Source organism: Bradyrhizobium sp. Ash2021, assembly GCF_031202265.1.
Taxonomy (GTDB): Bacteria; Pseudomonadota; Alphaproteobacteria; order Rhizobiales; family Xanthobacteraceae; genus Bradyrhizobium.
On record NZ_CP100604.1, the window covers coordinates 9,187,774 to 9,210,967 of the forward strand.

Annotated in this window: 24 protein-coding genes and 1 pseudogene; 14 read left to right on the plus strand and 11 right to left on the minus strand. The window is 63.8% G+C overall.

The window, feature by feature from the left end; genetic code table 11:
• Positions 1–25: 25 nt before the first annotated feature.
• From grxC to NL528_RS44125, 4 genes are all read left to right on the plus strand, one after another.
• On the plus strand, positions 26–301 hold the full coding sequence (gene grxC / locus NL528_RS44110; protein WP_309180595.1) for a glutaredoxin 3: 276 nt from the start codon (positions 26–28) through the stop codon (positions 299–301).
• The gene (locus NL528_RS44115; protein WP_309180596.1) at positions 298–1,176 is read left to right on the plus strand and encodes a carbon-nitrogen hydrolase family protein; all 879 of its coding nucleotides are present in this window, start codon (positions 298–300) and stop codon (positions 1,174–1,176) included. Before grxC ends, NL528_RS44115 begins: the two co-directional genes overlap by 4 nt.
• Positions 1,173–1,652, plus strand: a complete 480-nt coding sequence (locus tag NL528_RS44120; protein ID WP_309180597.1) for a DUF1178 family protein — start codon at positions 1,173–1,175, stop codon at positions 1,650–1,652. Before NL528_RS44115 ends, NL528_RS44120 begins: the two co-directional genes overlap by 4 nt.
• Positions 1,653–1,786: 134 nt before the next feature.
• Positions 1,787–2,227 (plus strand): EamA family transporter, encoded by a 441-nt coding sequence (locus tag NL528_RS44125; RefSeq protein ID WP_309180598.1) that lies wholly within the window; start codon positions 1,787–1,789, stop codon positions 2,225–2,227.
• On the opposite strand, the gene NL528_RS44130 is transcribed toward NL528_RS44125, so the two are convergent.
• The 3 genes from NL528_RS44130 to NL528_RS44140 all read right to left on the minus strand — a co-directional run bounded on the left by NL528_RS44130 (position 2,228) and on the right by NL528_RS44140 (position 4,534).
• Entirely contained in the window at positions 2,228–3,127 is a 900-nt protein-coding gene (locus NL528_RS44130; RefSeq protein WP_309180599.1) for a DMT family transporter, read from the minus strand.
• Positions 3,128–3,277: 150 nt separating this feature from the next.
• Complete coding sequence (gene ubiG / locus NL528_RS44135) at positions 3,278–4,048, minus strand: bifunctional 2-polyprenyl-6-hydroxyphenol methylase/3-demethylubiquinol 3-O-methyltransferase UbiG (protein WP_309180600.1); 771 nt, start codon at positions 4,046–4,048, stop codon at positions 3,278–3,280.
• An 18-nt stretch (positions 4,049–4,066) separates the two neighbouring features.
• Positions 4,067–4,534 (minus strand): PH domain-containing protein, encoded by a 468-nt coding sequence (locus NL528_RS44140; RefSeq protein ID WP_309180601.1) that lies wholly within the window; start codon positions 4,532–4,534, stop codon positions 4,067–4,069.
• A gap of 173 nt (positions 4,535–4,707) precedes the next feature.
• Here NL528_RS44140 and NL528_RS44145 point away from each other — a divergent pair, with 173 nt between their 5' ends.
• From NL528_RS44145 to NL528_RS44165, 5 genes are all read left to right on the plus strand, one after another.
• Positions 4,708–5,961 carry an aspartate kinase gene (locus NL528_RS44145; RefSeq protein WP_309180602.1) on the plus strand — a complete coding sequence of 418 codons (1,254 nt, stop codon included), beginning with the start codon at positions 4,708–4,710 and terminating at the stop codon, positions 5,959–5,961.
• Positions 5,962–6,355: 394 nt separating this feature from the next.
• Complete coding sequence (gene ptsP / locus NL528_RS44150) at positions 6,356–8,623, plus strand: phosphoenolpyruvate--protein phosphotransferase (protein ID WP_309180603.1); 2,268 nt, start codon at positions 6,356–6,358, stop codon at positions 8,621–8,623.
• A 54-nt stretch (positions 8,624–8,677) separates the two neighbouring features.
• Positions 8,678–9,757, plus strand: a complete 1,080-nt coding sequence (gene prfA, locus NL528_RS44155) for a peptide chain release factor 1 (protein WP_309180604.1) — start codon at positions 8,678–8,680, stop codon at positions 9,755–9,757.
• 162 nt (positions 9,758–9,919) lie between these two features.
• Positions 9,920–10,804 (plus strand): peptide chain release factor N(5)-glutamine methyltransferase, encoded by an 885-nt coding sequence (gene prmC / locus NL528_RS44160; protein ID WP_309180605.1) that lies wholly within the window; start codon positions 9,920–9,922, stop codon positions 10,802–10,804.
• A 473-nt stretch (positions 10,805–11,277) separates the two neighbouring features.
• Positions 11,278–12,036 carry a DUF4167 domain-containing protein gene (locus NL528_RS44165; protein WP_309180606.1) on the plus strand — a complete coding sequence of 253 codons (759 nt, stop codon included), beginning with the start codon at positions 11,278–11,280 and terminating at the stop codon, positions 12,034–12,036.
• A 68-nt stretch (positions 12,037–12,104) separates the two neighbouring features.
• On the opposite strand, the gene NL528_RS44170 is transcribed toward NL528_RS44165, so the two are convergent.
• Complete coding sequence (locus NL528_RS44170; protein WP_309180607.1) at positions 12,105–12,845, minus strand: methyltransferase domain-containing protein; 741 nt, start codon at positions 12,843–12,845, stop codon at positions 12,105–12,107.
• A 178-nt stretch (positions 12,846–13,023) separates the two neighbouring features.
• On the opposite strand from NL528_RS44170, the gene gloB reads away from it, so the two are divergent.
• Entirely contained in the window at positions 13,024–13,791 is a 768-nt protein-coding gene (gene gloB / locus NL528_RS44175; protein ID WP_309180608.1) for a hydroxyacylglutathione hydrolase, read from the plus strand.
• The gene (locus tag NL528_RS44180; protein ID WP_309180609.1) at positions 13,791–14,222 is read left to right on the plus strand and encodes a cupin domain-containing protein; all 432 of its coding nucleotides are present in this window, start codon (positions 13,791–13,793) and stop codon (positions 14,220–14,222) included. The genes gloB and NL528_RS44180 overlap by 1 nt, the downstream gene beginning before the upstream one ends.
• 83 nt (positions 14,223–14,305) lie before the next feature.
• Here the strand turns inward: NL528_RS44180 and NL528_RS44185 are convergent, their stop codons facing one another.
• The 3 genes from NL528_RS44185 to NL528_RS44195 all read right to left on the minus strand — a co-directional run bounded on the left by NL528_RS44185 (position 14,306) and on the right by NL528_RS44195 (position 17,440).
• Positions 14,306–15,175 carry an EamA family transporter gene (locus tag NL528_RS44185; protein ID WP_309180610.1) on the minus strand — a complete coding sequence of 290 codons (870 nt, stop codon included), beginning with the start codon at positions 15,173–15,175 and terminating at the stop codon, positions 14,306–14,308.
• Positions 15,176–15,312: 137 nt separating this feature from the next.
• Entirely contained in the window at positions 15,313–16,038 is a 726-nt protein-coding gene (phbB, locus tag NL528_RS44190) for an acetoacetyl-CoA reductase (RefSeq protein WP_309180611.1), read from the minus strand.
• Between the two features lie 223 nt (positions 16,039–16,261).
• Complete coding sequence (locus NL528_RS44195; RefSeq protein ID WP_309180612.1) at positions 16,262–17,440, minus strand: acetyl-CoA C-acetyltransferase; 1,179 nt, start codon at positions 17,438–17,440, stop codon at positions 16,262–16,264.
• Between the two features lie 305 nt (positions 17,441–17,745).
• Here NL528_RS44195 and phaR point away from each other — a divergent pair, with 305 nt between their 5' ends.
• Both phaR and NL528_RS44205 read left to right on the plus strand, forming a co-directional pair.
• Complete coding sequence (gene phaR, locus NL528_RS44200) at positions 17,746–18,345, plus strand: polyhydroxyalkanoate synthesis repressor PhaR (protein ID WP_309180613.1); 600 nt, start codon at positions 17,746–17,748, stop codon at positions 18,343–18,345.
• Between the two features lie 118 nt (positions 18,346–18,463).
• A pseudogene (locus NL528_RS44205) lies at positions 18,464–18,907 on the plus strand (polyhydroxyalkanoate synthesis repressor PhaR); the annotation flags it as partial.
• 190 nt (positions 18,908–19,097) lie between these two features.
• Here the strand turns inward: NL528_RS44205 and NL528_RS44210 are convergent.
• A complete protein-coding gene (locus NL528_RS44210) occupies positions 19,098–20,789 on the minus strand; it encodes a bifunctional diguanylate cyclase/phosphodiesterase (protein WP_309180614.1) in 1,692 nt (563 codons plus the stop codon).
• A gap of 231 nt (positions 20,790–21,020) precedes the next feature.
• Between NL528_RS44210 and NL528_RS44215 the strand changes: the two genes are divergently transcribed.
• A complete protein-coding gene (locus NL528_RS44215; protein ID WP_309180617.1) occupies positions 21,021–21,302 on the plus strand; it encodes a hypothetical protein in 282 nt (93 codons plus the stop codon).
• A 1-nt stretch (position 21,303) separates the two neighbouring features.
• On the opposite strand, the gene NL528_RS44220 is transcribed toward NL528_RS44215, so the two are convergent.
• The 3 genes from NL528_RS44220 to mtgA form a co-directional block, all read right to left on the minus strand.
• Positions 21,304–21,918, minus strand: coding sequence for a hypothetical protein (locus NL528_RS44220; protein WP_309180618.1), 615 nt, complete (start codon positions 21,916–21,918; stop codon positions 21,304–21,306).
• A gap of 130 nt (positions 21,919–22,048) precedes the next feature.
• Positions 22,049–22,234: a 50S ribosomal protein L32 gene (gene rpmF, locus NL528_RS44225; protein WP_027540899.1), complete on the minus strand. Its 186-nt coding sequence runs from the start codon at positions 22,232–22,234 to the stop codon at positions 22,049–22,051.
• A 155-nt stretch (positions 22,235–22,389) separates the two neighbouring features.
• Positions 22,390–23,061 carry a monofunctional biosynthetic peptidoglycan transglycosylase gene (mtgA, locus tag NL528_RS44230; protein WP_309180621.1) on the minus strand — a complete coding sequence of 224 codons (672 nt, stop codon included), beginning with the start codon at positions 23,059–23,061 and terminating at the stop codon, positions 22,390–22,392.
• Positions 23,062–23,194: the final 133 nt, after the last annotated feature.

Here is a 23,194-nt window from a genome sequence, read left to right on the forward strand (position 1 = left end):
GCAACCCTCAACAACAGAGCGCGTCATGACCGCTGCCATCGACATCTTTACCCGTCCGGGCTGCGGCTATTGCTCCGCCGCCAAATCGTTGCTGACGCGCAAGAATGCCGTATACACCGAGTTTAATGTCGCCACCGACCCGACACTTCGACAGCAGATGTGGGATCGTGCCGGCGCCGGCTCGACCTTTCCGCAGATCTTCATCGGCGCAACCCATGTCGGCGGCTGCGACGAGCTTTACGCCCTGGACCGCGAGGGCAGGCTCGATGGGCTGCTGGCGGGCGAAAAGGCCGGCTCATGAGCACTGACAACACTTTTACCGCAGCAATGGTGCAGATGCGCACCGGATTGTTGCCTGAGCCCAGCCTCGAGCAAGGGACAAAACTGATCCGCGAGGCGGCGGCGCAAGGCGCCGACTATGTGCTCACCCCCGAGGTGAGCAACATGATGCAGTTGAACCGCAAGGCGCTGTTCGAGCATCTCGCGCCCGAAGAGGACGACAAGTCGCTGAAGGCCTATCGCGCGCTTGCGGCCGAATTGAAGATCCACATCCATATCGGTTCGCTGGCGCTGCGCTTTTCGCCGGAGCGCGCCGTCAACCGCTCGTTCCTGATCGGACCTGACGGCAATTTGCTCGCCTGCTACGACAAGATCCACATGTTCGACATCGATCTGCCCGGCGGCGAGAGCTATCGCGAATCCGCCAATTACCAGCCGGGCGAAACCGCCGTGATATCGGACCTGCCGTGGGGCCGGATCGGGCTCACGATCTGCTATGATGTGCGCTTTCCCGCGCTCTATCGCGCGCTCGCCGAAAGCGGCGCGTCGTATCTCACGGTGCCCTCCGCCTTCACCCGCAAGACCGGCGAGGCGCATTGGCATACGCTGTTGCGCGCCCGCGCCATCGAGACCGGCTGTTTCGTGTTCGCGGCCGCCCAGGCCGGCATGCACGAGAACAAGCGCGAAACGTTTGGCCATTCGCTGATCGTGGACCCCTGGGGCGTCGTGCTGGCCGAGGGCGGCGTCGAGCCCGGGGTTTTCCTCGCCAGGATCGATCCCACCAAGGTCGAGATGGCGCGCAAAGCCGTGCCGTCGCTGCAGCACGGTCGGCGTTTTGGCATCGCCGACCCCAAGGCCGGTCCGGAACATCTGCATCTCGTCCGGGGATCGGCATGATCCGCTATAACCTGCGCTGTGAGCGCGGCCATACGTTCGAGAGCTGGTTTCAGAGTTCCTCGGCCTATGAAACCCAGGAAAAGCGCAAACTGGTGAACTGCCCGGCCTGCGGTTCGGCCAAGGTCGAGCGGGCCATCATGGCCCCGCAGATCGTAAGCAAGAAGGGCCGCGAAAGTGCCGCGCCCGCAGCGCCTGCGGATGTTGCAGCCACAGAGGTAGCGGCGCCGGGGTCGACGCCGCTGTTGATGGCGCAGGAGCGCGAGCTGCGCGCCAAGATCAAGGAGTTGCGCGATCACATCGTGAAAAACGCCGACAATGTCGGCGAGCGCTTCCCCAACGAGGCGCGCAAGATGCATTATGGCGATATCGAGCACCGCCCGATCTATGGCGAAGCTTCGCCGGAGGAAGCGCGTGCGCTGATTGACGAAGGCGTCGAGGTCTCGCCGCTGCCGGTACTGCCGGACGATAGAAATTGATGCGTTAACGGTAGCTGGCGGCTCCACGTCATTGCGAGCGAAGCGAAGCAATCCATTTATCCGCACAGAAAGTATAGATTGCTTCGTCGCTTCGCTCCTCGCAATGACGGGCGGTGTCGTTTGAAGGATTCTTCATGAGCCCGGAGACGCTTCCTTCCTGGCTGGTCTGGGCGTTGCTCTCCGCCGCTTTCGCGGCGCTGACCGCGATCTTCGCCAAGATCGGCGTCGAGGACATCAATTCCGATCTCGCCACCCTGATCCGCACCGTCGTCGTGCTGTTCAGCCTGGCGCTGATCCTGTTCGCGACCGGCCAGTTCAATCAGTTCGGACCGATCTCGACCAGGAGCTGGATCTTCCTGGTGCTGTCGGGCCTCGGCACCGGCGCCTCCTGGATTTGCTATTTCCGCGCGCTAAAACTCGGCCCGGCGACGCTGGTGGCGCCGATCGACAAATTGAGCGTGGTGCTGGTGGCGCTGTTCGGCGTGGTGTTTCTGGGCGAACGGCCGTCGCTGAACGGCTGGTTCGGCATCGCGCTGATCGCCGCGGGCGCCGTGCTGATCGCTTTCAAGCGCTGACTAGACCGCGACCAATAGCGCCACGCCGATCACGATCAGCACGATGCCGGACAATTCGCGCGCCGACAGCGGCTGTTTGAACGAATAATACGCCACGCCCTGCGCGAACAATACTTCGACCAGCGCCAGCGTGCGCACGTTGGCGGCGGCGGTCAGCGCGAACGCCAGGAACCAGAACTGCGATGCGAACGCGCCCATGAAGCCCGCGAGCATCGAGGGCCTCCACAATCCGAGGATTTTTCTGAGCACGTCGGGCGCACGAAACAGCAGATAGACCGTCAGCACCAGCGTCTGCACGAACAGCCCGAACACCAGGGTGTAGGACGCCGCGGTCACGAACGACACGCCGGGCACCACGATGACAGCGCCGCGAAAGCCGACCGCCGACAGCGCGAACGACGCAGCGGCGCCAAGGCCAAGCAGCGTCGGCTTCAAATCCGCAAAGCCCTTTCCGGCACCCGGCCGCAGCGCAGCAATGACCACGCCGGCCGTCGCGATCAGGATCGCGATCACCTTGAGCCAGGTCAGATGATCGCCGAGGAACACAAAACCGAAGATCGCGGTCTGGATCGCTTCGGTCTTGAGGTAAGCCGTCGTCACCACGAACGAACGGTCGTTCATGGCGAGCAGCATCATGCCGGTGGCGGTGATCTGGGTGAGCGCGCCGAGCAGCAGCCACGGCCAGAACTGAGCCGTCGGCCATGGCACATGGTCGCCGGTCACGGCGACCACAACCACGAAGAAGACGATCGAGAACGGAAACCCGAACAGGAAGCGGATATTGGTCGCGCCCCAGGTGCCGAGCGGCCGCGTCAGCGACCGCTGCATCGCATTGCGCGCGACCTGGCCGAGCGCAGCAGTAATGGTGAAGGGAATCCAGAGCGAGGCGATGCTGAACATGTGCGGGGATTCGTTGCCGGCTAAAATGGCGGCCACCGTGCCGGGCGCGAGGCATGCGGTCAACCTGCACGGCGCATGACAGGATTGCGATTGCGCCAAAATCTCTCGTCGTCCCTGCTTTCGCAGTGCTTTCGCAGGGACGACAGAAACCTAACCCCCCTCCGCCACCACCATGTAGTTCACGTCCATGTCCGACGAGATGTTCCATTTGTCGGCGAGCGGGTTGTAGACCACGCCGGCCTGCTCGGTGATGGTGAGCTTGTTGTCAGCGAGATGCTGGGCGAGTTCGTCGGGGGTGACGAACTTGTCCCATTGATGGGTGCCGCGCGGCAGCCAGCGCAGCACGTATTCGGCGCCGACGATCGCCAGCGCAAAGCTCTTCCAGTTGCGGTTGAGCGTCGAGATCACCATCATCCCGCCCGGCTTGAGCATCGCCGTGCAGCGGTTGAGGAACACGCCGACATCGGTGACGTGCTCGACCACTTCCATCGCCAATACGAGGTCGAAGCGTTCACGCACGTCCATTTCTTCTGCCGTAGTGCAGCGATAGTCGATCGACAGATGGCCCTTGTCGGCATGCAGCTTTGCCGCCGCGATATTGGTGGCGGACGGATCGATCCCGATCACCTGAGCACCCAGCCGGGTGAACGGTTCGCACAACAGGCCGGCGCCGCAGCCGATATCGAGCATGCGCAGGCCGGACAGGCAATTCAGGCTTCTGACGTTGCGCTCGAACTTGCGGCAGGCGGCATCGCGGATATAGGTCAGCCGCAGCGGATTGATCTTGTGCAGCGGCGCCATCTTGCCGCGGGGATCCCACCACTCGTCCGACAGTTTTGAAAATTTCGCGACTTCGGCGGGGTCGACGGTGCTGGTGGAAGCGCCTGACATGTTGGCGGGAGAATTTTGTTGCATGGCCATGGGTTTGCGCGCTGCGCCCTATCGCGCGGTGATGGAATTGCGGAACGCCAGCGGCGAGGCAATGGTCGAGATGGTTTGCTTGCCCTCGCCGACCCCGAGGATGGTGACGTCGCCGTAGTTGAGGATGCGGCCCAGAATGCTCTGGTTGACGTCGACGCTCTCGACCTTGTCGAGGCTCATCTCGAATGTCTTGCGTGTGATGAAACCGGTCTTGTGGATCACGCGCAGATTGGTGACGTCGGTCTCGGTGGTCCAGCGATGGAACCAGGCTTTGGCGCTCCAGTACAGCGCGGCGACCGCCACCACGGCCGAGGCGGACAGGCACAACAGGACGACGCCTTCGGTCGTCGTCGCGCGGGACAGGATGAGCAGGATCAGGGCCACGATCCAGGCCGCGATCGCCGGCAAATAGAACATCCAGTGCGCATTGGTCGAATACAGCACCTTTTCGCCGGGCTGGAGGATTTCGTCGATATAACGCCCCATACGCCTGCCCTGAATTAACCTGCTACCACAGCAATTTGCGCCATTTCCGGGTGAAAATGAACCCGGTTGCTTGCCCCCGACCGCGCCGCTATGTATACGCCGCTTTCGCCCCGGGCGCTCGAGTTTCCGCGCGGGTTACCTTACTTATCCTCGCAGGGAATGCACGCGTCGTCATGGGCCGCCTCGTGATGAAATTCGGCGGTACGTCCGTCGCCAATATCGACCGAATCCGCAACGTCGCGCGCCATGTGAAGCGCGAAGTCGACGCCGGCCATGACGTCGCCGTGGTGGTGTCGGCAATGTCCGGCAAGACCAACGAGCTGGTCGAATGGAGCCGCGACGCGTCGCCGATGCACGACGCCCGCGAATACGACGCCGTGGTCGCCTCCGGCGAACAGGTCACCTCCGGACTGCTGGCGATCGCCCTGCAGGCCATCGGCATCCAGGCCCGCTCCTGGCAGGGCTGGCAGATCCCGATTCGGACCTCCGACGTCCACGCTTCGGCGCGGATTTTGGAGGTCGACGGCTCCGAGATCGTCAACCGCTTCAAGGATCGCAAGGAGGTCGCGGTCATCGCCGGCTTCCAGGGCATCAATCCGCAGACCAACCGGATCACCACGCTCGGCCGCGGCGGTTCCGACACCTCGGCGGTCGCGATTGCCGCCGCCATCCATGCCGACCGCTGCGATATCTATACCGATGTCGACGGCGTCTATACGACCGACCCGCGCGTGGTGCCGAAGGCGCGGCGGCTCGACAAGATCGCATTCGAGGACATGCTGGAACTGGCTTCCCAGGGCGCCAAGGTGCTGCAGGTGCGTTCGGTGGAACTCGGCATGGTCCATAATATGCCGGTGTTCGTCCGTTCCAGCTTCGACAAGCCCGAAGATATCGACCCGCACGGCACGCCGCCGGGCACGCTGATCTGCAGCGAGGAGGAAATCATGGAAAGCCACGTCGTCACCGGCATCGCCTTCTCCAAGGACGAAGCCCAGATTTCGGTGCGCCAGATCGAGGACAAGCCGGGCGTCGCCGCTTCGATCTTCGGGCCGCTGGCGGAAGCCAATATCAACGTCGACATGATCGTGCAGAACGTCTCGGAGGACGGCAAGACCACCGACCTCACCTTCACGGTGCCGGCTTCCGACTATAACCGCGCCCGCGACACCATTACGGCGTCCAAGAGCAGAATAGGCTATGCGCGGCTCGACAGCGCCACCGATGTCGCAAAGGTCTCGGTGATCGGCAGCGGCATGCGCAGCCATGCCGGCGTCGCGGCACAGGCGTTCAAGGCGCTGGCCGCGCGCAATATCAATATCCGCGCCATCACCACCTCCGAGATCAAGTTTTCGGTGCTGATCGACGCCGCCTACACCGAACTGGCGGTGCGCACCCTGCACACGCTCTATGGACTCGATCAGGTGTGATTTTGGGAAGGTTGAGCCGGGTTTGGCGGACTTCCAATCCATTTTCGGCGATCGAAGTAGCAGATTTTTCCCTTTCGCCTTGGCGCGTGATCTGACCGCCAAACCGCCCGCATTTGGCGGATAACGCGCTTCGCGGGCGCAGCATTGGCTGACAGAGACGTTACAGAGGCGTTATTGCGTCTGGCAGGCGTTTTGCTTGGCAAAGCAAGCCTCGATTGGCTATACGGCCTGATAGGTGAGCTGCCGCAAACTGTGCCACAGTTTTTGGCGATCCTGATTCGGCCGGGAGCGAGCTTGTGGCGGCGCCGAATGAATAAAATTGTCGTTTTTCTTGCGTTTCACGCCAGCTACCGGCCACCCGGCGGGCTGGCCTTTCGGGGGAGGGTACCAGCACATGCGGAGCGCGTCGGGAGGCCCCCGCGTCTTGTTAAGACGGCTCCGCGAAACCATGGCGGAGCAGGTCTCGGCCCAGGAGCGGCTGGACAAGATCGTGGTGCTGATCGCGGCCAACATGGTCGCCGAGGTCTGCTCGACCTATGTGCTGCGCGTCGATAACACGCTCGAACTCTACGCCACCGAGGGTCTGAACCGCGACGCCGTGCACAGGACGGTGATGAGCGCGCATGAAGGCCTGGTCGGCCTGGTCGCCAGCGAGGCGACACCGCTCAATCTGAGCGACGCGCAAAGCCATCCGGCGTTCTCGTTCCGCCCGGAGACCGGCGAAGAAATCTACCATTCCTTCCTGGGCGTGCCGATCCTGCGCGCCGGCAACACGCTCGGCGTGCTGGTGGTGCAGAACCGCGCCAAGCGCACTTACGTCGAGGAAGAGGTCGAGGCGCTGCAGACCACCGCGATGGTGCTGGCGGAGATGATCGCCTCCGGCGAACTGGCCGCGCTGGCGCAGCCCGGCGCCGAGCCCGCGGCGCGGCACTCCCTGCACAAAACCGGGGCGATCCTGTCCGACGGTATCGCGCTCGGCCATGTGGTGCTGCACGAGCCCCGCGTCGTCATCACCAATTACATCGCCGAAGACCTGCCGAAGGAAATCAAGCGGCTGGATGCCGCCCTCACCAAGCTGCGCGCCGATCTCGACCGCATGCTGGAGCGCGGCGACGTCGCCGAGGGCGGCGAACACCGCGAGGTGCTGGAAGCCTACCGCATGTTCGCCAACGATCACGGCTGGTCGCACAAGCTGCATGAGGCGGTCGCCACCGGCCTGACCGCGGAAGCTGCCGTCGAACGCGTGCAGTCCGACACCCGCGCGCGCATGCTGCGTTCGACCGACCCCTATTTGCGCGATCGCCTGCACGACCTCGAGGATCTCGGCCACCGGTTGATGCGGCAACTGGTCGGCCAGGATCATGCGCCCTCGCGCGAGCAGCTTCCCGAAAACGCCATTTTGATCGCGCGCGCGATGGGCCCCGCGGCGCTGCTCGACTATGACCGCAAGCGGCTGCGCGGCCTGGTGCTGGAGGAAGGCACCGCCAACTCCCACGTCTCGATCGTGGCGCGCGCGCTCGGCATTCCCGCCGTCGGCGAAATACCCAACGCGCCCGGGATCGCCGACCCCGGCGACGCCATCATCGTCGACGGCACCTCGGGCTCGATCTACGTCCGCCCCTCGGCCGAGATCGAATCGGCCTATGCCGAGCGGGTGCGGTTCCGGGCCCGGCGGCAGGCGCAATATGCAGCGTTGCGCGACAAGCCCTGCGTGACCAAGGACGGCCAGCCGGTCGAACTGATGATCAATGCCGGCCTCGTGATCGACCTGCCGCATATCGACGATACCGGCAGCGCCGGCATCGGCCTGTTCCGCACCGAACTGCAATTCATGGTCGGCCAGAGCCTGCCGCGGACCAGCGACCAGCTCGCGCTGTACCGCACGGTGCTGGATGCCGCTGGCACCAAGCCGGTCACGTTCCGCACCCTCGACATCGGCGGCGACAAGGCGCTGCCCTATATGGAGACCGTGATCGAGGAAAATCCCGCGCTCGGCTGGCGCGCGATCCGGCTCGGGCTGGATCGGCCGGGATTATTGCGCGGCCAGATTCGCGCGCTGCTGCGCGCCGGCGGCGGCCGCGCGCTGAAAATCATGTTTCCGATGATTTCCGAAGTCGCCGAATTCGATCAGGCCAAAGGCATCGTCGAGCGCGAACTGACTTATCTGCGCCAGCACGGCCACGCGCTGCCGGAACGCATCGACGTCGGCACCATGGTGGAGGTGCCGGCGCTGCTTTATCAGATGGACGAACTCTTGAAGAAGGTCGATTTCGTCTCGGTCGGGTCGAACGATCTGTTCCAGTTCCTGTTCGCGGTCGATCGCGGCAACGCAAAAGTTTCCGAACGGTTCGATACCCTGTCGGCGCCGATCCTGCGCGCGCTGCGCGACATCGTGCGCAAGGCCAACGCGGCGAAAAAAGCTGCGTCCCTGTGCGGCGAGATGGCATCCAAGCCGCTCGGCGCGCTGGCGCTGATCGCGCTGGGTTACCGCTCGCTGTCGCTGTCCGCCACCGGGCATGGTCCGGTCAAGGCGCTGATCCTCGATCTCGACGCCAAAAAGGCCGAGGCGATGATGATGCCGCTATTGGACGCACCGTCCGGCAGCGTGTCGATCCGGGAGAAGCTGATTGCATTCGCGGAAGCCGAGGGGCTGTCGTTGTAGCGAGGCTCGGTCGCGACAACGCCGCCTCCCTCTTTCGCAGTTGAGAACGCTCCAATGTTACCCGAAGCCAAACTCGATATCCTGCTCGCCCATCACGCCTCCCTCGAAGCCCAGCTGCTTGGGCAGCTCAATTCCGAGAAATACGTTGCCATCACGCGCGAGCTTGCCGAACTCAATCCGCTGATCGATGCCGTCAAGGCCTATCGCGCCGTCCGGGCCGAGATCGTCGATACCGCGAGCTTGATCGCGGACTCCGCGGTTGATCCCGAGATGCGCGGCATGGCGGAGGCCGAGCTCGAGACGCTGCAGGCCCGCAACACCGCGCTCGAGCAGCAGATCCGCGTCGCGCTATTGCCCAAGGACGCGATGGACGACCGCAACGTGGTGCTGGAAATCCGCGCCGGCACCGGCGGCGACGAGGCCTCCCTGTTCGCCGGCGACCTGTTCCGGATGTATGAGCGTTTTGCCGGCCTGCAGGGCTGGAAGGTCGAGGTGATCTCCGCCAGCGAAGGCACCATGGGCGGCTACAAGGAAATCGTCGCCGAGGTGCAGGGCCGCGGCGCATTCGCAAAGCTGAAATTCGAATCCGGCGTGCACCGGGTGCAGCGCGTGCCCGACACCGAGACGCAGGGGCGGATTCACACCTCGGCGGCGACGGTTGCGGTCCTGCCCGAGGTCGAGGATGTCGACGTCGATATCAAGAACGACGATTTGCGGATCGAAACCATGCGCGCGCAGGGCGCCGGCGGCCAGCACGTCAACAAGACCGAATCGGCGATCCGCATCACCCACATTCCGACCGGCATCGTGGTGATGATGCAGGACAGCCGTTCGCAGCACAAGAACCGCGCTTCGGCCATGAACATCCTGCGCTCGCGCATCTATGACGCCGAGCAGCAGCGCATCAACGCGGTGCGCTCGGCAGATCGCAAGGAGAAAGTGGGTTCCGGCGACCGCAGCGAGCGCATCCGCACCTACAACTTCCCGCAAGGGCGCGTCACCGACCACCGCATCAATCTGACGCTCTACAAGTTGCCGCAGGTGATCGCGGGCGAAGCGCTGGGAGAGCTGATCGACGCGCTGACCACCGAGCATCAGGCCGCCCAGCTCGCTGCCCAGGGCTCCGCGGCGTGAACACAAATGAGTTGTCGTCCCTGCGAAAGCAGGGACCCATAACCACAGGCCTTCGTTATTGCCCGAGATATGGACATCCACCACCGGAATCGAGAAGCCGCAGCGTATGGGTCCCTGCTTTCGCAGGGACGACGGGTCGATAGGTGTGAGCGAGTTCGGAAAATGACCGACACCCTCGCCGGCCGAACCGTCGAAGCCGCGCGGCGCGCGCTCACCGCGCGGTTCAGATCCGGCGGCATCGATTCCGCCGAACTCGATGCGCGAATGCTGGTCGGCGCGGTTCTCGGCCTCGACCTCACCGGCATGATCACGGCAGCGGACCGCCTTCTCGACTGCGGCGAAGCGCTTCGTCTGGAAGATTTCACGCGCCGCCGTCTCGCCGGCGAGCCGGTCGCGCGGATCCTCGGCCACAAGGAATTCTGGGGCCTGCCGCTGCAACTCTCGCGCGCGACGCTGGTGCCGCGGCCCGACACCGAAACGGTAGTCGAACTGGCGCTGGAGATGTTGCGCAACGACGGCGCCTTACATCGTCCGTTGCGCATCGCCGATCTCGGCACCGGCTCCGGCGCGATCCTGCTGGCGCTGTTGTCGGAGTTGCCGCAGGCCCACGGGTTCGGCACCGACATCTCGGCGGAAGCGCTGCAGACCGCCGGCGCCAATGCCGCGCGCGCCCGGCTCGCCGATCGCGCAACGTTCGTGGCCTGCGATTATGCAACCGGGCTCTCCGGCCCGTTCGACCTGATCGTGTCCAACCCGCCCTATATCCGCGCCGCGGATATTGCAGGCCTCGCCGCCGAGGTCAGGGATTACGACCCGCGCGCCGCGCTCGACGGCGGCGCCGACGGGCTTGACGCCTACCGGGCGCTGATCCCGCAGGCCGCGGGTCTTCTGGCGCCGGGTGGCGCGCTGGTTGTGGAGGCCGGACAGGGCCAAAGCGGCCCGATCCAGGGCTTGATGACGGCGGCGGGATTAGCGCCCGCAGGCGCCCCAAAAGCCGACCTGGCGGGCATCCAGAGGGCCGTCGCCGGCCGCAAAACGCCCCGATAAAGTCCCATTGGAACGCAAAAAAATCGCTTGGAATATTGCCCGGGAGCGACTACGTTCCGGCCACAGCATCGGTCCAGGGGTACTGGCCCCGTAGGTGTACGGGTGAAGGCCAGAGTTCTCGAGACGAGAGCCCGCCGATTGAAAGGTTCCAAAACGCGGGTCCATTCGAGCGCAATAGCCAAAGCTGTGCTGCTCTCGACCGCAAAGCGAACGAAAGCCTGATATTGCGCTTGAAGACTTACGCAAGAAACACGTACGCAATAGGAACCTGGCCTGCTTTGGCGGGCTGAATGATTTGGTCCGGCTGGCACGAATGTCGGCCGTTGGGGAACGCGTCTTTGCTGAACGCGATGGTTGGCGAAATCGACAGGAATCTGGACGGCATCGTGATTCGGTGCGCGCAATCGCGCGGCGGATCGGATCAGGCTACGACGGCAACTGCATAACTTCAGGGCTGGAATAAAAGGCGAGACATGAGAAACGGTCAGAACAACAAGCGGATGCGTAACCGGAACAACAACAATAATAATAACAACAACAATAACCGGCGCGGTCAAAACCCGATGACCCGGGTGTTCGAATCCAACGGACCGGACATCAAGATTCGCGGCACCGCGTCCCACGTTGCGGAAAAATACGTTCAGCTGGCGCGCGACGCGCGCTCGTCCGGCGATCCGGTCGCCGCCGAGAACTACTACCAGCATGCCGAGCATTATTTCCGCCTGATTGCCGCTGCCCAGGAGCAGTTCCGGCAGAACCAGCCGCAGCCGCGCACCGACAATGAAATGCCCGCCGAGGAAGGCGACGACGAGGGCGAGAGCTTCTCGCATTTCGGCCAGGAGCCGGGCTTCGTTCCACAGCAGCCGCAGCCCTACGTTCGCGACAACAATCCGCGCGACAACAATCAGCGTGAAGGCCAGCCCTACCAGCCGCGCGACCAGCAGCCGCGCGAACATTATCGCGATCGTGATCGCGAGCATCGTCCGCAGCCACAATATCAGCCGCCGCAGCCCCAGCCGCAGCCGGTGATTGCCGATGCCGGCGGGGTCGATCGTCTGCCGTCGTTCATCACCGGCCCGCAGCCGCAGGTGAATGGCGCCCCCGGCGGGTTCGAAGGCAATGGCGGCGGAGAGCGCTTCCCGCGCCGTCGCCGCCGGCCGCACGGCCCGCGCCCCGAAGGCGTGGCCGCACCGGCGGCACCGAGCGAAGATTTCAATCCGGGGAATGAATAAGCAGCGCTATCGCAATACGCGTTTAGCAATTTGACAGGGCGGGCCGCGAAAGCGTGCCCGCCCTGTCTTTATCCCCGCGTCGCCGTTGACGTCGGCACCAGCACTGGCTGCAGCGACGGAATCAGCCGCGCGCGTTCGCGCTGTGCGGGGATCGCGCGATAGACCTGCTTGGTCGCTTCCACGATATGCACGCCGGCGAACGGCAGCGACAGCGCCGCGCCAACGCGCTCCCACGCCATGGCCGAGCGCAGGAACCAGCCTTTCCCGACCGGCGGCAGGAACAGCGCCTCGCCCCACGCCGTCGGCGTGAACCAGGTCTGCCGCAGCAATTGCGTGATCTGCGCGCGCGAATAGGGCCGGCCGTGACCGAATGGCGTGTTGTCGGTGCGGGTCCACACCCCGCGCCTGTTTGGAATCACCGCGATCAGCCGGCCGGACGGCGCCAGCACGCGCCACACCTCGCGCAGCAACCGCTCCGGATCGTCGGACATTTCCAGCGCATGCACCAGCAGGATGCGGTCGACCGCGGCATCCGGAAGCGGCATCGAGAATTCATCGATCAGGGTCGCCAGCGCCGGCCGCGCCGTCGGCCATTTCAGCACGCCCTGCGCCGCCGGCATGAAAGCGATGCAGCGTTCCGAATCCTCGCGAAACAGGCCGAGATAGGGCGTCGGATAGCCAAGCCCGAGCACGCGCTGGCCGTCCGCATTGGGCCATCGCGCCCGGATGCCGCGGTTGATCAGCTGCCGCGCCACGATGCCGAGGCGCTGCGAGTAGAAATCACGGAGGTCGATGACATCGATGGTCATGAGCTTAATCTATAGCGTTTTCGAGCGAAGTGGATACCGGTTCGCGCGGAGAAAACGCGTCAAAACAACAGGGCACGCCGCCGGCTGGTGCGGCGCGCCAATTCCTGCATTGCCCTGCGAGCGTTAACGCCATATTTCTTGGGCGCATGGGGCTGTTCGCCTTACTTACGGAGATATCATGGTCGCGGAAATTCGTACTTTCACCTGCCTCAACGACAATTTCGGCTATTTGATCCACGATCCCGCGACCCAGGCGACCGCATCGATCGACGCGCCGGAGGCCGGTCCCATCATCAAGGCGCTGGAGCGCGAAGGCTGGACGCTGACCGATATCCTGGTCACCCACCATCATCACGACCATGTCGGCGGCGTCGCCGAGCTGAAGCAGAAATATCGTTGCCGCGTCGTGGCGCCGCACGACAAATCCGCCAGGATCGCCAATGTCGACCTGCGCGCCGCCCATGGCGACGTGGTCAAGGTCGGCGGCCTGCTGGCGCGGGTGCTGGAAACCCCGGGCCATACGCTCGATCACATCTCCTACGTCTTCGACGGCGAGAAGGCACTGTTTGCCGCCGACACCCTGTTCTCGATCGGCTGCGGCCGGGTGTTCGAGGGCACCTATCCGATGATGTGGGATTCGCTGTTGAAGCTGCGCGCCTTGCCCGACGATTTCAAACTGTATTGCGGCCACGAATATACCGCGGCCAACGTCAAATTCGCGCTGTCGGTCGATTCGGATAATGCCGCGCTGAAAGCGCGCGCCGAGGAAGTAACGCGGCTGCGCGCCGCCAACCAGCCGACGATCCCGACGCTGCTCGGCGACGAGAAGAAGGCCAACGTGTTCCTGCGCGCGGACGATCCGTCGGTCGCCGCCAAGCTGCACATGAAGGGCGCCAATGCCGCCGACGTGTTCGGCGAATTGCGCGAACGCAAGAACAAATCCTGATGGCGCTTCCGCTGGCGGCTACCGACATCATCGCGCGGCTTGGATTGCGGCCGCATCCGGAAGGCGGGCACTTTCGCGAGACGTTCCGCGATGCGCGCACCGACGCCGATGGACGTTCGCGCTCCACCGCGATCTATTTCCTGCTGGCGCGCGGCGAGCGCTCGCACTGGCATCGCATCGACGCGGTGGAAGTCTGGCATTATTACGCCGGCAGCGCACTGACATTGAAGACTGCGGATGACGACGGGCAGTGGAGTTTCAGGCTCGGCCCGGATCTCGCGGCCGGCGAATTGCCACAGGCCATCGTGCCGCCGGACACCTGGCAATCCGCCGTAAGCAGCGGCGACTGGACTCTGGTCGGATGTACGGTCGCGCCCGGATTTGATTTCGCGACGTTCGAGCTGGCGCCGAAGGACTGGGAGCCGACGTGAGCTCGTCATTCCCCGATGTGCAATTTCACATCGTGGATGCGCCCCCTGGCGCAGGCCCGGAATGACGGGAGTGAGAGTGTGACTCAGCGCTTCCAGACCATATCCTTCGCTGCGATCAATCCGCCGCCGGCGATCAGGATCGCTGATATCGCGATCGTGGCACTCGGCTTGGCAAAGCCGGCGAGAATCAGAAACGCGGTCGAGAGCAGCGGGGTGGCGTAGGACGCGGCGCCCAGCACGCGGATGTCGCCGCGTTTCATGCCGATGTCCCAGGCAAAGAAGGCTGCCCCCACTGGACCGACGCCGAGCCCGATGATCGCCAGCCACTGCGTCGTGGTTTCCGGCCAGATCGTGGTCTCGACCAGGCCATGGACGATTGCTGCGAGCACCGCGGTCGCGAGGCAAAATCCCGCCACCGCGTCGGTCGGCACCGCCTTGAGCTTGCGCGACATCACCGAATAGGCCGCCCACACGAACGCGGCGACGAAGGCGGCAGCCAGTCCCGGGATCTGGCCGGGCGCGAACCCGCCGCCGCTGTTGCCGGCGAACAGCAGCACCGTGCCGGCCAATCCCAGCAGCGCACCGATGATGTGGTGCGGCGCCAGCCGCTCGCCGGGCAACAACGACGAGAACAGCACGATCAACAGCGGCCAGAGATAATTCAACAGCCCGGCTTCGGCCGGCGGTGCAAAGCGCAGCGCCAGGAAATACAGCGCGTGATAGCCAAACAGCCCGCCGACGCCGACGACCCACGCCACCAATGGCTGCCTCAGCGCGCCGAACGCTGCGGGCCGCCAGATGAAGCTGATGAAAGCGACCGCGGCGCCGATCGCAAACGTCATCGCCGCCAGCTGAAACGCCGGGATTTTTCCAGTCGCAACCGTCATCACCGACAGCAGCGACCACATCAGGATTGCGGTCAGTCCGATCAGCGTGGCGGTGCGGGGGGTCATTGATCCGTCATTGCGAGCCAACGGGTCGCGCGAAATGCGCGCCCGATGATAAACTCCGCGAAGCAATCCATCTGTCTTCAATAGCGAAGATGGATTGCTTCGTCGCTATCGCTCCTCGCAATGACGATGAGTAACGGTCACACCATATACTGCCCGCCATTGATCGTGAGCGTCGAACCGGTGATGGCGCCGGCCTCGTCGGCGGCGAGGAACACCACGGCGCGGGCGATTTCGTCGGGCTCGCCGAGGCGGTTGACCGGGATCAGCGGCAGGATGCTCTTCTCCAGCACGTCCTTCGGCACCGCCTGCACCATCTCGGTGTTGATATAGCCCGGGCAAATCGCGTTCACGGTGATGCCGCCCTTGGCATTCTCGAGCGCCAAGGCCTTGGTGAAGCCGATGTCGCCGGCCTTCGCCGCTGAATAATTGACCTGGCCGAACTGGCCCTTCTGGCCGTTGATCGAGGAGATGTTGATGACGCGGCCGAATTTGCGGGCGCGCATGCCCTCGATCACCTGCCGGGTCATGTTGAACAGCGAGCCGAGATTGGTGTTGATGACGGCGTTCCACTGTTCGAGCGTCATCTTGTGGAAGGCGCCGTCCTTGGTGATGCCGGCATTGTTGATCAGGACATCGATCGGGCCGAGATCGGCCTCGACCTGCTTGACGCCGGCGGCGCAGGCGTCGAACGAGCTGACGTCCCATTTGTAGACGGGAACGCCGGTTTCGGCCTTGAATTTTTCGGCCGCCGCGTCGTTACCGGCATAGCTCGCCGCAACCTTGTAACCCGCAGCCTTCAGCGCCTTGCTGATTGCCGCGCCGATGCCTCGCGTACCCCCGGTCACCAATGCAACACGTGCCATGTCGGTCTCCTCCTCGGTCGTTTTTTAAGCCGGAATTGTTCCGGTCTCCTGACGAAGCCTGATCGTTGAACGTCAGGCGTTTCTTTCACGAAGGTCCCCGCTTCGTTCGGAAACGCCAGAGATGAAAATGCCCGGCGCAAGACCGGGCATTTCTTTTTTATCAGCGTAGTCTGAAGTTGACAGATGATCTTTTCATCATTCAACCGGTCACTCTGCCTGTTGTTCAGTCGCGTGCAATGCACATCGCTATGCCCATGCCGCCGCCGATGCACAGCGTGGCGAGGCCCTTCTTGGCGTCGCGCTTCTGCATCTCGTGCAGCAGCGTCACCAGCACCCGCGCGCCGGATGCGCCGACCGGGTGACCGATCGCGATCGCGCCGCCATTGACGTTGACCTTGGCGGTATCCCAGCCGAGGTCCTTGTTGACCGCGCAGGCCTGCGCGGCGAAGGCCTCATTGGCCTCGATCAGATCGAGGTCGCCGATGCTCCAGCCGGCCTTCTTCAGCGCGGCGCGGGAGGCCGGGATCGGGCCGGTGCCCATGATCTTGGGATCGACGCCGGCCTGGCCCCAGGACACGATGCGGCCCAAAACCTTCCTGCCTTCCTTGGCGGCCTGCTTGGCGGTCATCAACACCACGGCGGCGGCGCCGTCATTGATGCCGGATGCGCTGCCGGCGGTCACGGTGCCGTCCTTCTCGAAGGCCGGCTTGAGCTTGGCCATCGCGTCGATGGTGGCGCCATGGCGCGGATATTCATCGTCGCTGACGATGATGTCACCCTTGCGGGTCTTGATGGTGACCGGGACGATCTCGTCCTTGAACTTGCCGGCCTTCTGCGCGGCCTCGGCCTTGTTTTGCGATGCGACGGCGAACTCGTCCTGCTGGGCCCGGGTGATCTGGTACTGCCGGGCGACGTTCTCGGCGGTGTTGCCCATGTGATAGCCGTTGAAGGCGTCCCACAGGCCGTCCTTGATCATGGTGTCGACGAACTCGATCGGGCCCATTTTGGTGCCGCCGCGCAGATATTGCGCGTGCGGGGCCATGCTCATGGATTCCTGGCCGCCGGCGACGACGATTTCGGAATCGCCGTTGAGCAGCGCCTGATAGCCGAGCGCGACCGTGCGCAGGCCCGAACCACAGAGCTGGTTGACGCCCCAGGCCGGGCTTTCGACCGGAATGCCGGCCGCGATCGAGGCCTGGCGGGCCGGGTTCTGGCCCTGCGCCGCGGTCAGGATCTGGCCCATGATGACTTCGGAGACGCGGCCGGGCTCGATACCCGCCCGCTCCAGGGCGGCCTTGATGGCGATCGCGCCGAGGTCGTGGGCCGGCATGGTGGCGAACGCGCCGTTGAAACTGCCGACCGGGGTGCGGGCGGCGCTGACGATGACGACATCGTCTGACATGGACATCTCCTGGGGTTGAGGTTTCTTGGACGGCGGGCGGCCGGATTGGCTGGCCAGTCTCTCGCCTCATCCTGTTAACGTCATTGAGGCATGTCAATCGGTCAGAGGCCTAAATTACGCCGCGACGCATTCAAATTAGCGTCGATGGCGGTTTCCAGAGCAGCCTCCATGCCTTGGAATTAACCGTGCCGCACAAAACGGTAGCCGAACCGCATTGAAAATGCTTACTTTGCTGCGTTGCGTTGCTCGTCTGCCCGCCGGCGATGCCGTCGGGTTCCCCCGTCCTCGGTGTGCATGTGTGAGCCATGGCGAAATCAGACCAACCCACCACGATCAAGAAATACGCCAACCGGCGGCTTTATAATACCGGCACCAGCACCTATGTGACGCTCGAGGATCTCGCGGCGATGGTGAAAGATGGCGAGGATTTCCTCGTCTATGACGCCAAGACCGGTGACGACATCACGCGATCGGTGCTGGCGCAGATCATCTTCGAACAGGAAAACAAGGCAGGGCAGAATCTGCTGCCAACCACGTTCCTGCGCCAGCTGATCCGCTTTTACGGCGACAGCATGCAGATGGTGGTGCCGAAATATCTCGAGCAGTCGATCGACACGCTGACGCGCGAGCAGGAAAAATTCCGCAAGCAGCTCACCAACACGTTCAGCGGAACGCCCTTTGCTCCGCTCGAAGAGCATGTCCGCCGCAACATGGAATTGTTTCAGCAGACCTTCTCGATGTTCAAGCCGTTCGTGCCGCCGCGCGCTGGCGCAACCGCGCCCGAACCGGAGAAGGTCCCGGAGCCTGCCGTCGACGACGACAATATCGACGACCTTCGCCGCCAGATGAAGGAAATGCAGGAGCGCCTCGAGCGCATGTCGAAAGAGCCGAAGAAGGAAGAGTAGTTTTCTTCTTTCGTTGTTCTAAAAGCGCGAATCTTTCAGCACGTCGTCCCCGCGAAAGCGGGGACCCATAACCACAAATCTTTGATTTTGCGAAGGCGTCTACCCAATCGCCTTATCGATAAGCCGCGGCGTGCTGGCGCAGATCATCTTCGAACAGGAAAACAAGGCAGGGCAGAATCTGCTGCCGACCACGTTCCTGCGCCAGCTGATCCGCTTCTATGGCGACAGCATGCAGATGGTGGTGCCGAAATATCTCGAGCAGTCGATCGACACGCTGACGCGCGAGCAGGAAAAATTCCGCAAGCAGCTCACCAACACGTTCAGCGGAACGCCCTTTGCTCCGCTCGAAGAGCATGTCCGCCGCAACATGGAATTGTTTCAGCAGACCTTCTCGATGTTCAAGCCGTTCGTGCCGCCGCGCGCTGGCGCAACCGCGCCCGAACCGGAGAAGGTCCCGGAGCCTGCCGTCGACGACGACAATATCGACGACCTTCGCCGCCAGATGAAGGAAATGCAGGAGCGCCTCGAGCGCATGTCGAAAGAGCCGAAGAAGGAAGAGTAGTTTTCTTCTTTCGAAACGCGAATCTTTCAGCACGTCGTCCCCGCGAAAGCGGGGACCCATAACCATAAATCTTTGATATTGCGCGAAGGCGTCTACCCAATCGCCTTATCGATAAGCCGCGGCGTATGGGTCCCTGCTTTCGCAGGGACGACGGCGGATAAAGTTGCGCTCGCTTGGCGCGAGACGACGCTCAGCTCGCCGCGGGCAGCACCGCTTCATCCGCCACGCTCCATGGCCGCTCCGGCGAAGCGAGTCCGATCAGGCGGCCCTGGATATAATCGCAGCCCCACTCGCGCAGCATGACCGCGGACTCTTCGTCCTGCACCCATTCCGCGACCGTCTTGATCTGCAGCCGGCGCGCCAGATCGATCAGCGTCTGCACGAAGGCGCGGTCGTCCGCCGAGCGCGCGATGTTCTGCACGAAGGCGCCGTCGATCTTGACGATGTCGACACCGAGCTTGCGCAGGTTGCGGAACGAGGTGTAGCCGGCGCCGAAATCGTCGATCGCGATCCGGCTGCCGAAATTCTTCAGCCGCGTCACGAAACCTCTGATGTCGTCGATATCCTGGATCGCGACGGTTTCGGTGATTTCGACGATCAGCCGTTCGCCGACGCCGGGGCTCGCCCGCATCAGCGACTCAATCGTGCTCCACCAGTCCGGATCCATCGTGGTGTCGGGCGAGATGTTGAGCGAGAGCCGCACATTCGGCGACGCCGCCAATTCCGCCACCGCGAGTTCGAGCACGCGGTGATCGACCAGCCGTATCAGGCCCAATCGCTCCGCGACCGGAACGATATCCGGCGCCAGCAGCGCCTGGCCGTCGTCCTGCTCCATCCGCACCAGGCACTCGTAGAACGCCGGCTGCCGCGAGCGCGCCTCGACCACCGGCTCATACGCGGTCACGATCCGGCGTTCGTTGAGGGCGGTCACGATCTCGTCGGTGACCCGGATATTGACGCGGCGCTGGGCGTCGCGTTCGACGTTCGGCCGCCACAGCGCGAACGATCCGGCGCGGCGGCGTTTGGCCCCGTCGAGCGTTTCCTGGGCGCGGTTGACCGCCTCGTCGGCATTTTTGGCATAGCGCGGCACGCTGATCGCGCCGATCGACGCGGTGACCGACACCGGTCCGGATTTGGTCGGCACCACCTCGTCGCGAATGCCGGCGAGGAACCGTTCCGCCGCGACGTTGGTGTCGTCGACGGTGCAGTTGCGCAGGATCAGTCCGAATTTGTTGCCGGAAAACCGCCCGAGCACGTCGCCGCCGCGCAAGCGGGTGCGAATGCGTTTTCCGACTTCGGCAATCACGGCGTCGGCGACATCGAAGCCGAAGGCATCGTTGACCCGCGCCAGATGATCGATGCCGATCAGCATGAAGGCGCAGGACGAACGCAAGCGTGCGGTTTCCTCAATCGCCTCGGCCAGCGAGGCGATCAGATGGGTGCGGTTGAGTTCGCCGGTCAGCGGATCGTGCCGCGAAAGTTTGAGCAATTGTTCATCGCGGGCGCGGCGCTCATTGTTGACGCGGACGATGCCTTGCGCACGCGCGGGCTTGCCGTCGGGGCCGGCAAACCAGCACCCGGTTTCCTCGATCCAGATCACCGGCGCGGACGTCGAGTTCCGCACGCCATATTCGATTCGGTAGGCCACGCCTTCGCCGCCGCGCGGTGGCCCCGACTGCGCGAGCGCGTCGAAGCGGACCGAGCGCGCCGGCTCGATCAACTTGGCGAACTCGGCGCCGCTGGCCAGCGTGGCCGGGGGAATGTCGGTGAAGACCTGGGCAGCGTTGTCGCTCCAGGCGATGGTATCGGTAGCCAAATCCCAGACGAAGGCCGCCTGCTCGAGCGAAGCGAGGATGCTGGAGGCTTGCGGGACAGAGGGCATCAAATTCGCCTCGTTTCGGCACACCGCCGGGTGATTCTAACATCCCAAGGATAGTGGCTGTTGCGAATCGCACGCTAGGCAAAGTTGATAAATAATCTGGAAACCATGTTTCAAACCATTCTCACACCCGCCGGGAACGATCTACAACGAACCGGCATAGGGCTTGCGAGGGTCAGATCGCAGGGGACGTAACGTCCCAAAACGTGACATTTCAGTCGGTTACGGTGTGCGATGCTGGATATCGATCGATCAGAGCAGGTGTTGGATGGCGAGGTCCTGGATGACGCTGGGCCCGCCTCTGTCGAGCTCGTGCCGGTGACCGCGTCGGTGCATTGGTTGCCGAAACGCCCCCTCACGCGCCCCGATCCGGGCTTTGTCACCCAACTGATCGCGACCGCCGAGCAGGCGCCGCAGACCCGAAGCCTGCGCCGGGCCTCGCTGGCCGACGCGCAGATCGCTTACGGTCCGCACCCGCGCCCGCGGGTCGGCTTCCGGACCCGGCAAATTATTTGAGTTAGCGCTGCGGTGTATCCGGCGATGGGCTACCGCCCGGCTGCAGTCCCGGGGATTGCACCGCAGGCTGCGCCAGCGTCGGTTCGTGGTGATCCAGCAGCACGGATTCGGCGACGGAGGCTGCGGGCGGCACCGATGCCGCAGGCGCGTGGACCGGTTCGAATTGAGGCTCGGCCACCGGCGGATCGGCTTTCGGATCAGCTTTTCTCGCGCTCTTTCTGGAAACGGTGGCGGGCGAGGTCGCGAGCGCTGACCGGCGCGTGCGCAGCGCAATGCCGGACAGGAAATCGACCAGCGCCAGCAGCGTCAGCAGGCAATAGGTAGAGGTTGCGAATTTCGGCCACAGCACGAATTCGGCCGCGGCCGCGCCGAACACGATCAGCGACAGCAAATGGTCGGTGAGATATTTCGCGCCGGGACGCGCGCCCTTGATGACTTCGAACAGCAATAGCAGAATGCCGAGCCCGAGCAGAATGTCGCTCAGCGTCACCTGCCATTCCGCACCCGACACTAATGTCAGCTTGATCAGCGGATCGGCGAAGGACACGCCGGGCATCAGGAAGACGATGATGTTGTAGACCGCGAGCGGAATCAGAAGCAGCGGAAAGCCGATCATCGGCGAGGCCCTGTTGGTAGAACCGGAACATTCCCTGGTGCGGCGCTGTCCGCGCCGCCACCGGGAACTGTCATACCTCTCGGTGGTCGAATTCGGGCAGGCGCCGCAGCGCCCTGCCCGCAAAGCCCGATCAGGACTCTTTCTTGGCCTTCAGGACCTGCCGGCCCTTGTACATGCCGGTCTTGAGGTCGAGGTGGTGCGGACGGCGCAATTCGCCGGAATCCTTGTCCTCGGCATAGGTCGGCTTCTTGAGCGCATCCGCCGAGCGGCGCATGCCACGACGCGACGGCGAGGTTTTTCTTCTGGGAACGGCCATAACGGTCCTCTAGGGGTGTTGTCGGAGGGCATCGTCCGGGTGCGGACGCCCGGCGCTTATCCCGCGCGGGCTGAAATGCCGATAAGGCCGCGCTTATAGAGGATGGGGTGGCGTAAAGCTAGGCCGGGTTGCGGTTAAAACGGCCAAAAATTGGCTCAAAAAGCACGATTTTCGCTCCAGCATCGCTGAACCGCATTCGCCCGCGCCATATAGGTCCCGGCCAGGCGCCGCACGCCGGGGCCGGGATTGCGGGCGCTGCGCTTGACCGGATTGGGCAGGATGGCCGCCAGCAGGGCCGCCTCGCGCGGTGAAAGCGTCGCGGCGGAATGGCCGAAGGCGTAAATCGAGCCGGCTTCGGCGCCGAACTGCCCGGAGGGCCCGAGTTCGGCGATATTGAGATAGATCTCGAGAACCCGCTGCTTCGGCAGCACGAGGTCAATCCATAGCGCCAGCGGCAGCTCCAGCGCCTTGCGGACCACGCTGCGGCCCGGCCACAGGAACAGGTTCTTGGCCACCTGCTGGGTGATGGTCGAGCCGCCGCGCGCCACATCGCCATCCTCGGCGTCGTCGATCACTTCGCGCAGCGCGCCCCAATCGACCCCGCGATGGCTGCAGAATCTGGCGTCTTCGGAGCCGACCACCGAACGCGGCAGCGCCGACGAAATCGCATGGAAATCGGTCCATGGCCGCATCACCTGGGCGCCCCTCAGCCAGCGCCAGGCCATCAGCGTGGAGACCGGATGGCCGGTGCGATAGAGCGGCGTCAGCAGATAGGGCAGCAGCAGCACGACCAGCAAAATCAGCAAAAGAATTCGGACCAAGCGCAAATCAGGATGCTTCCGGTTCGAGCCGCCCGGCCCCGGGGCCGATGAACAAGCCCGTATCAGCTGACATCTCCATGATAATTACCGGTTTTTCCAGCCCTTTTAAGGCGTTTCCGGCCGGCCAGCGGAATTGACG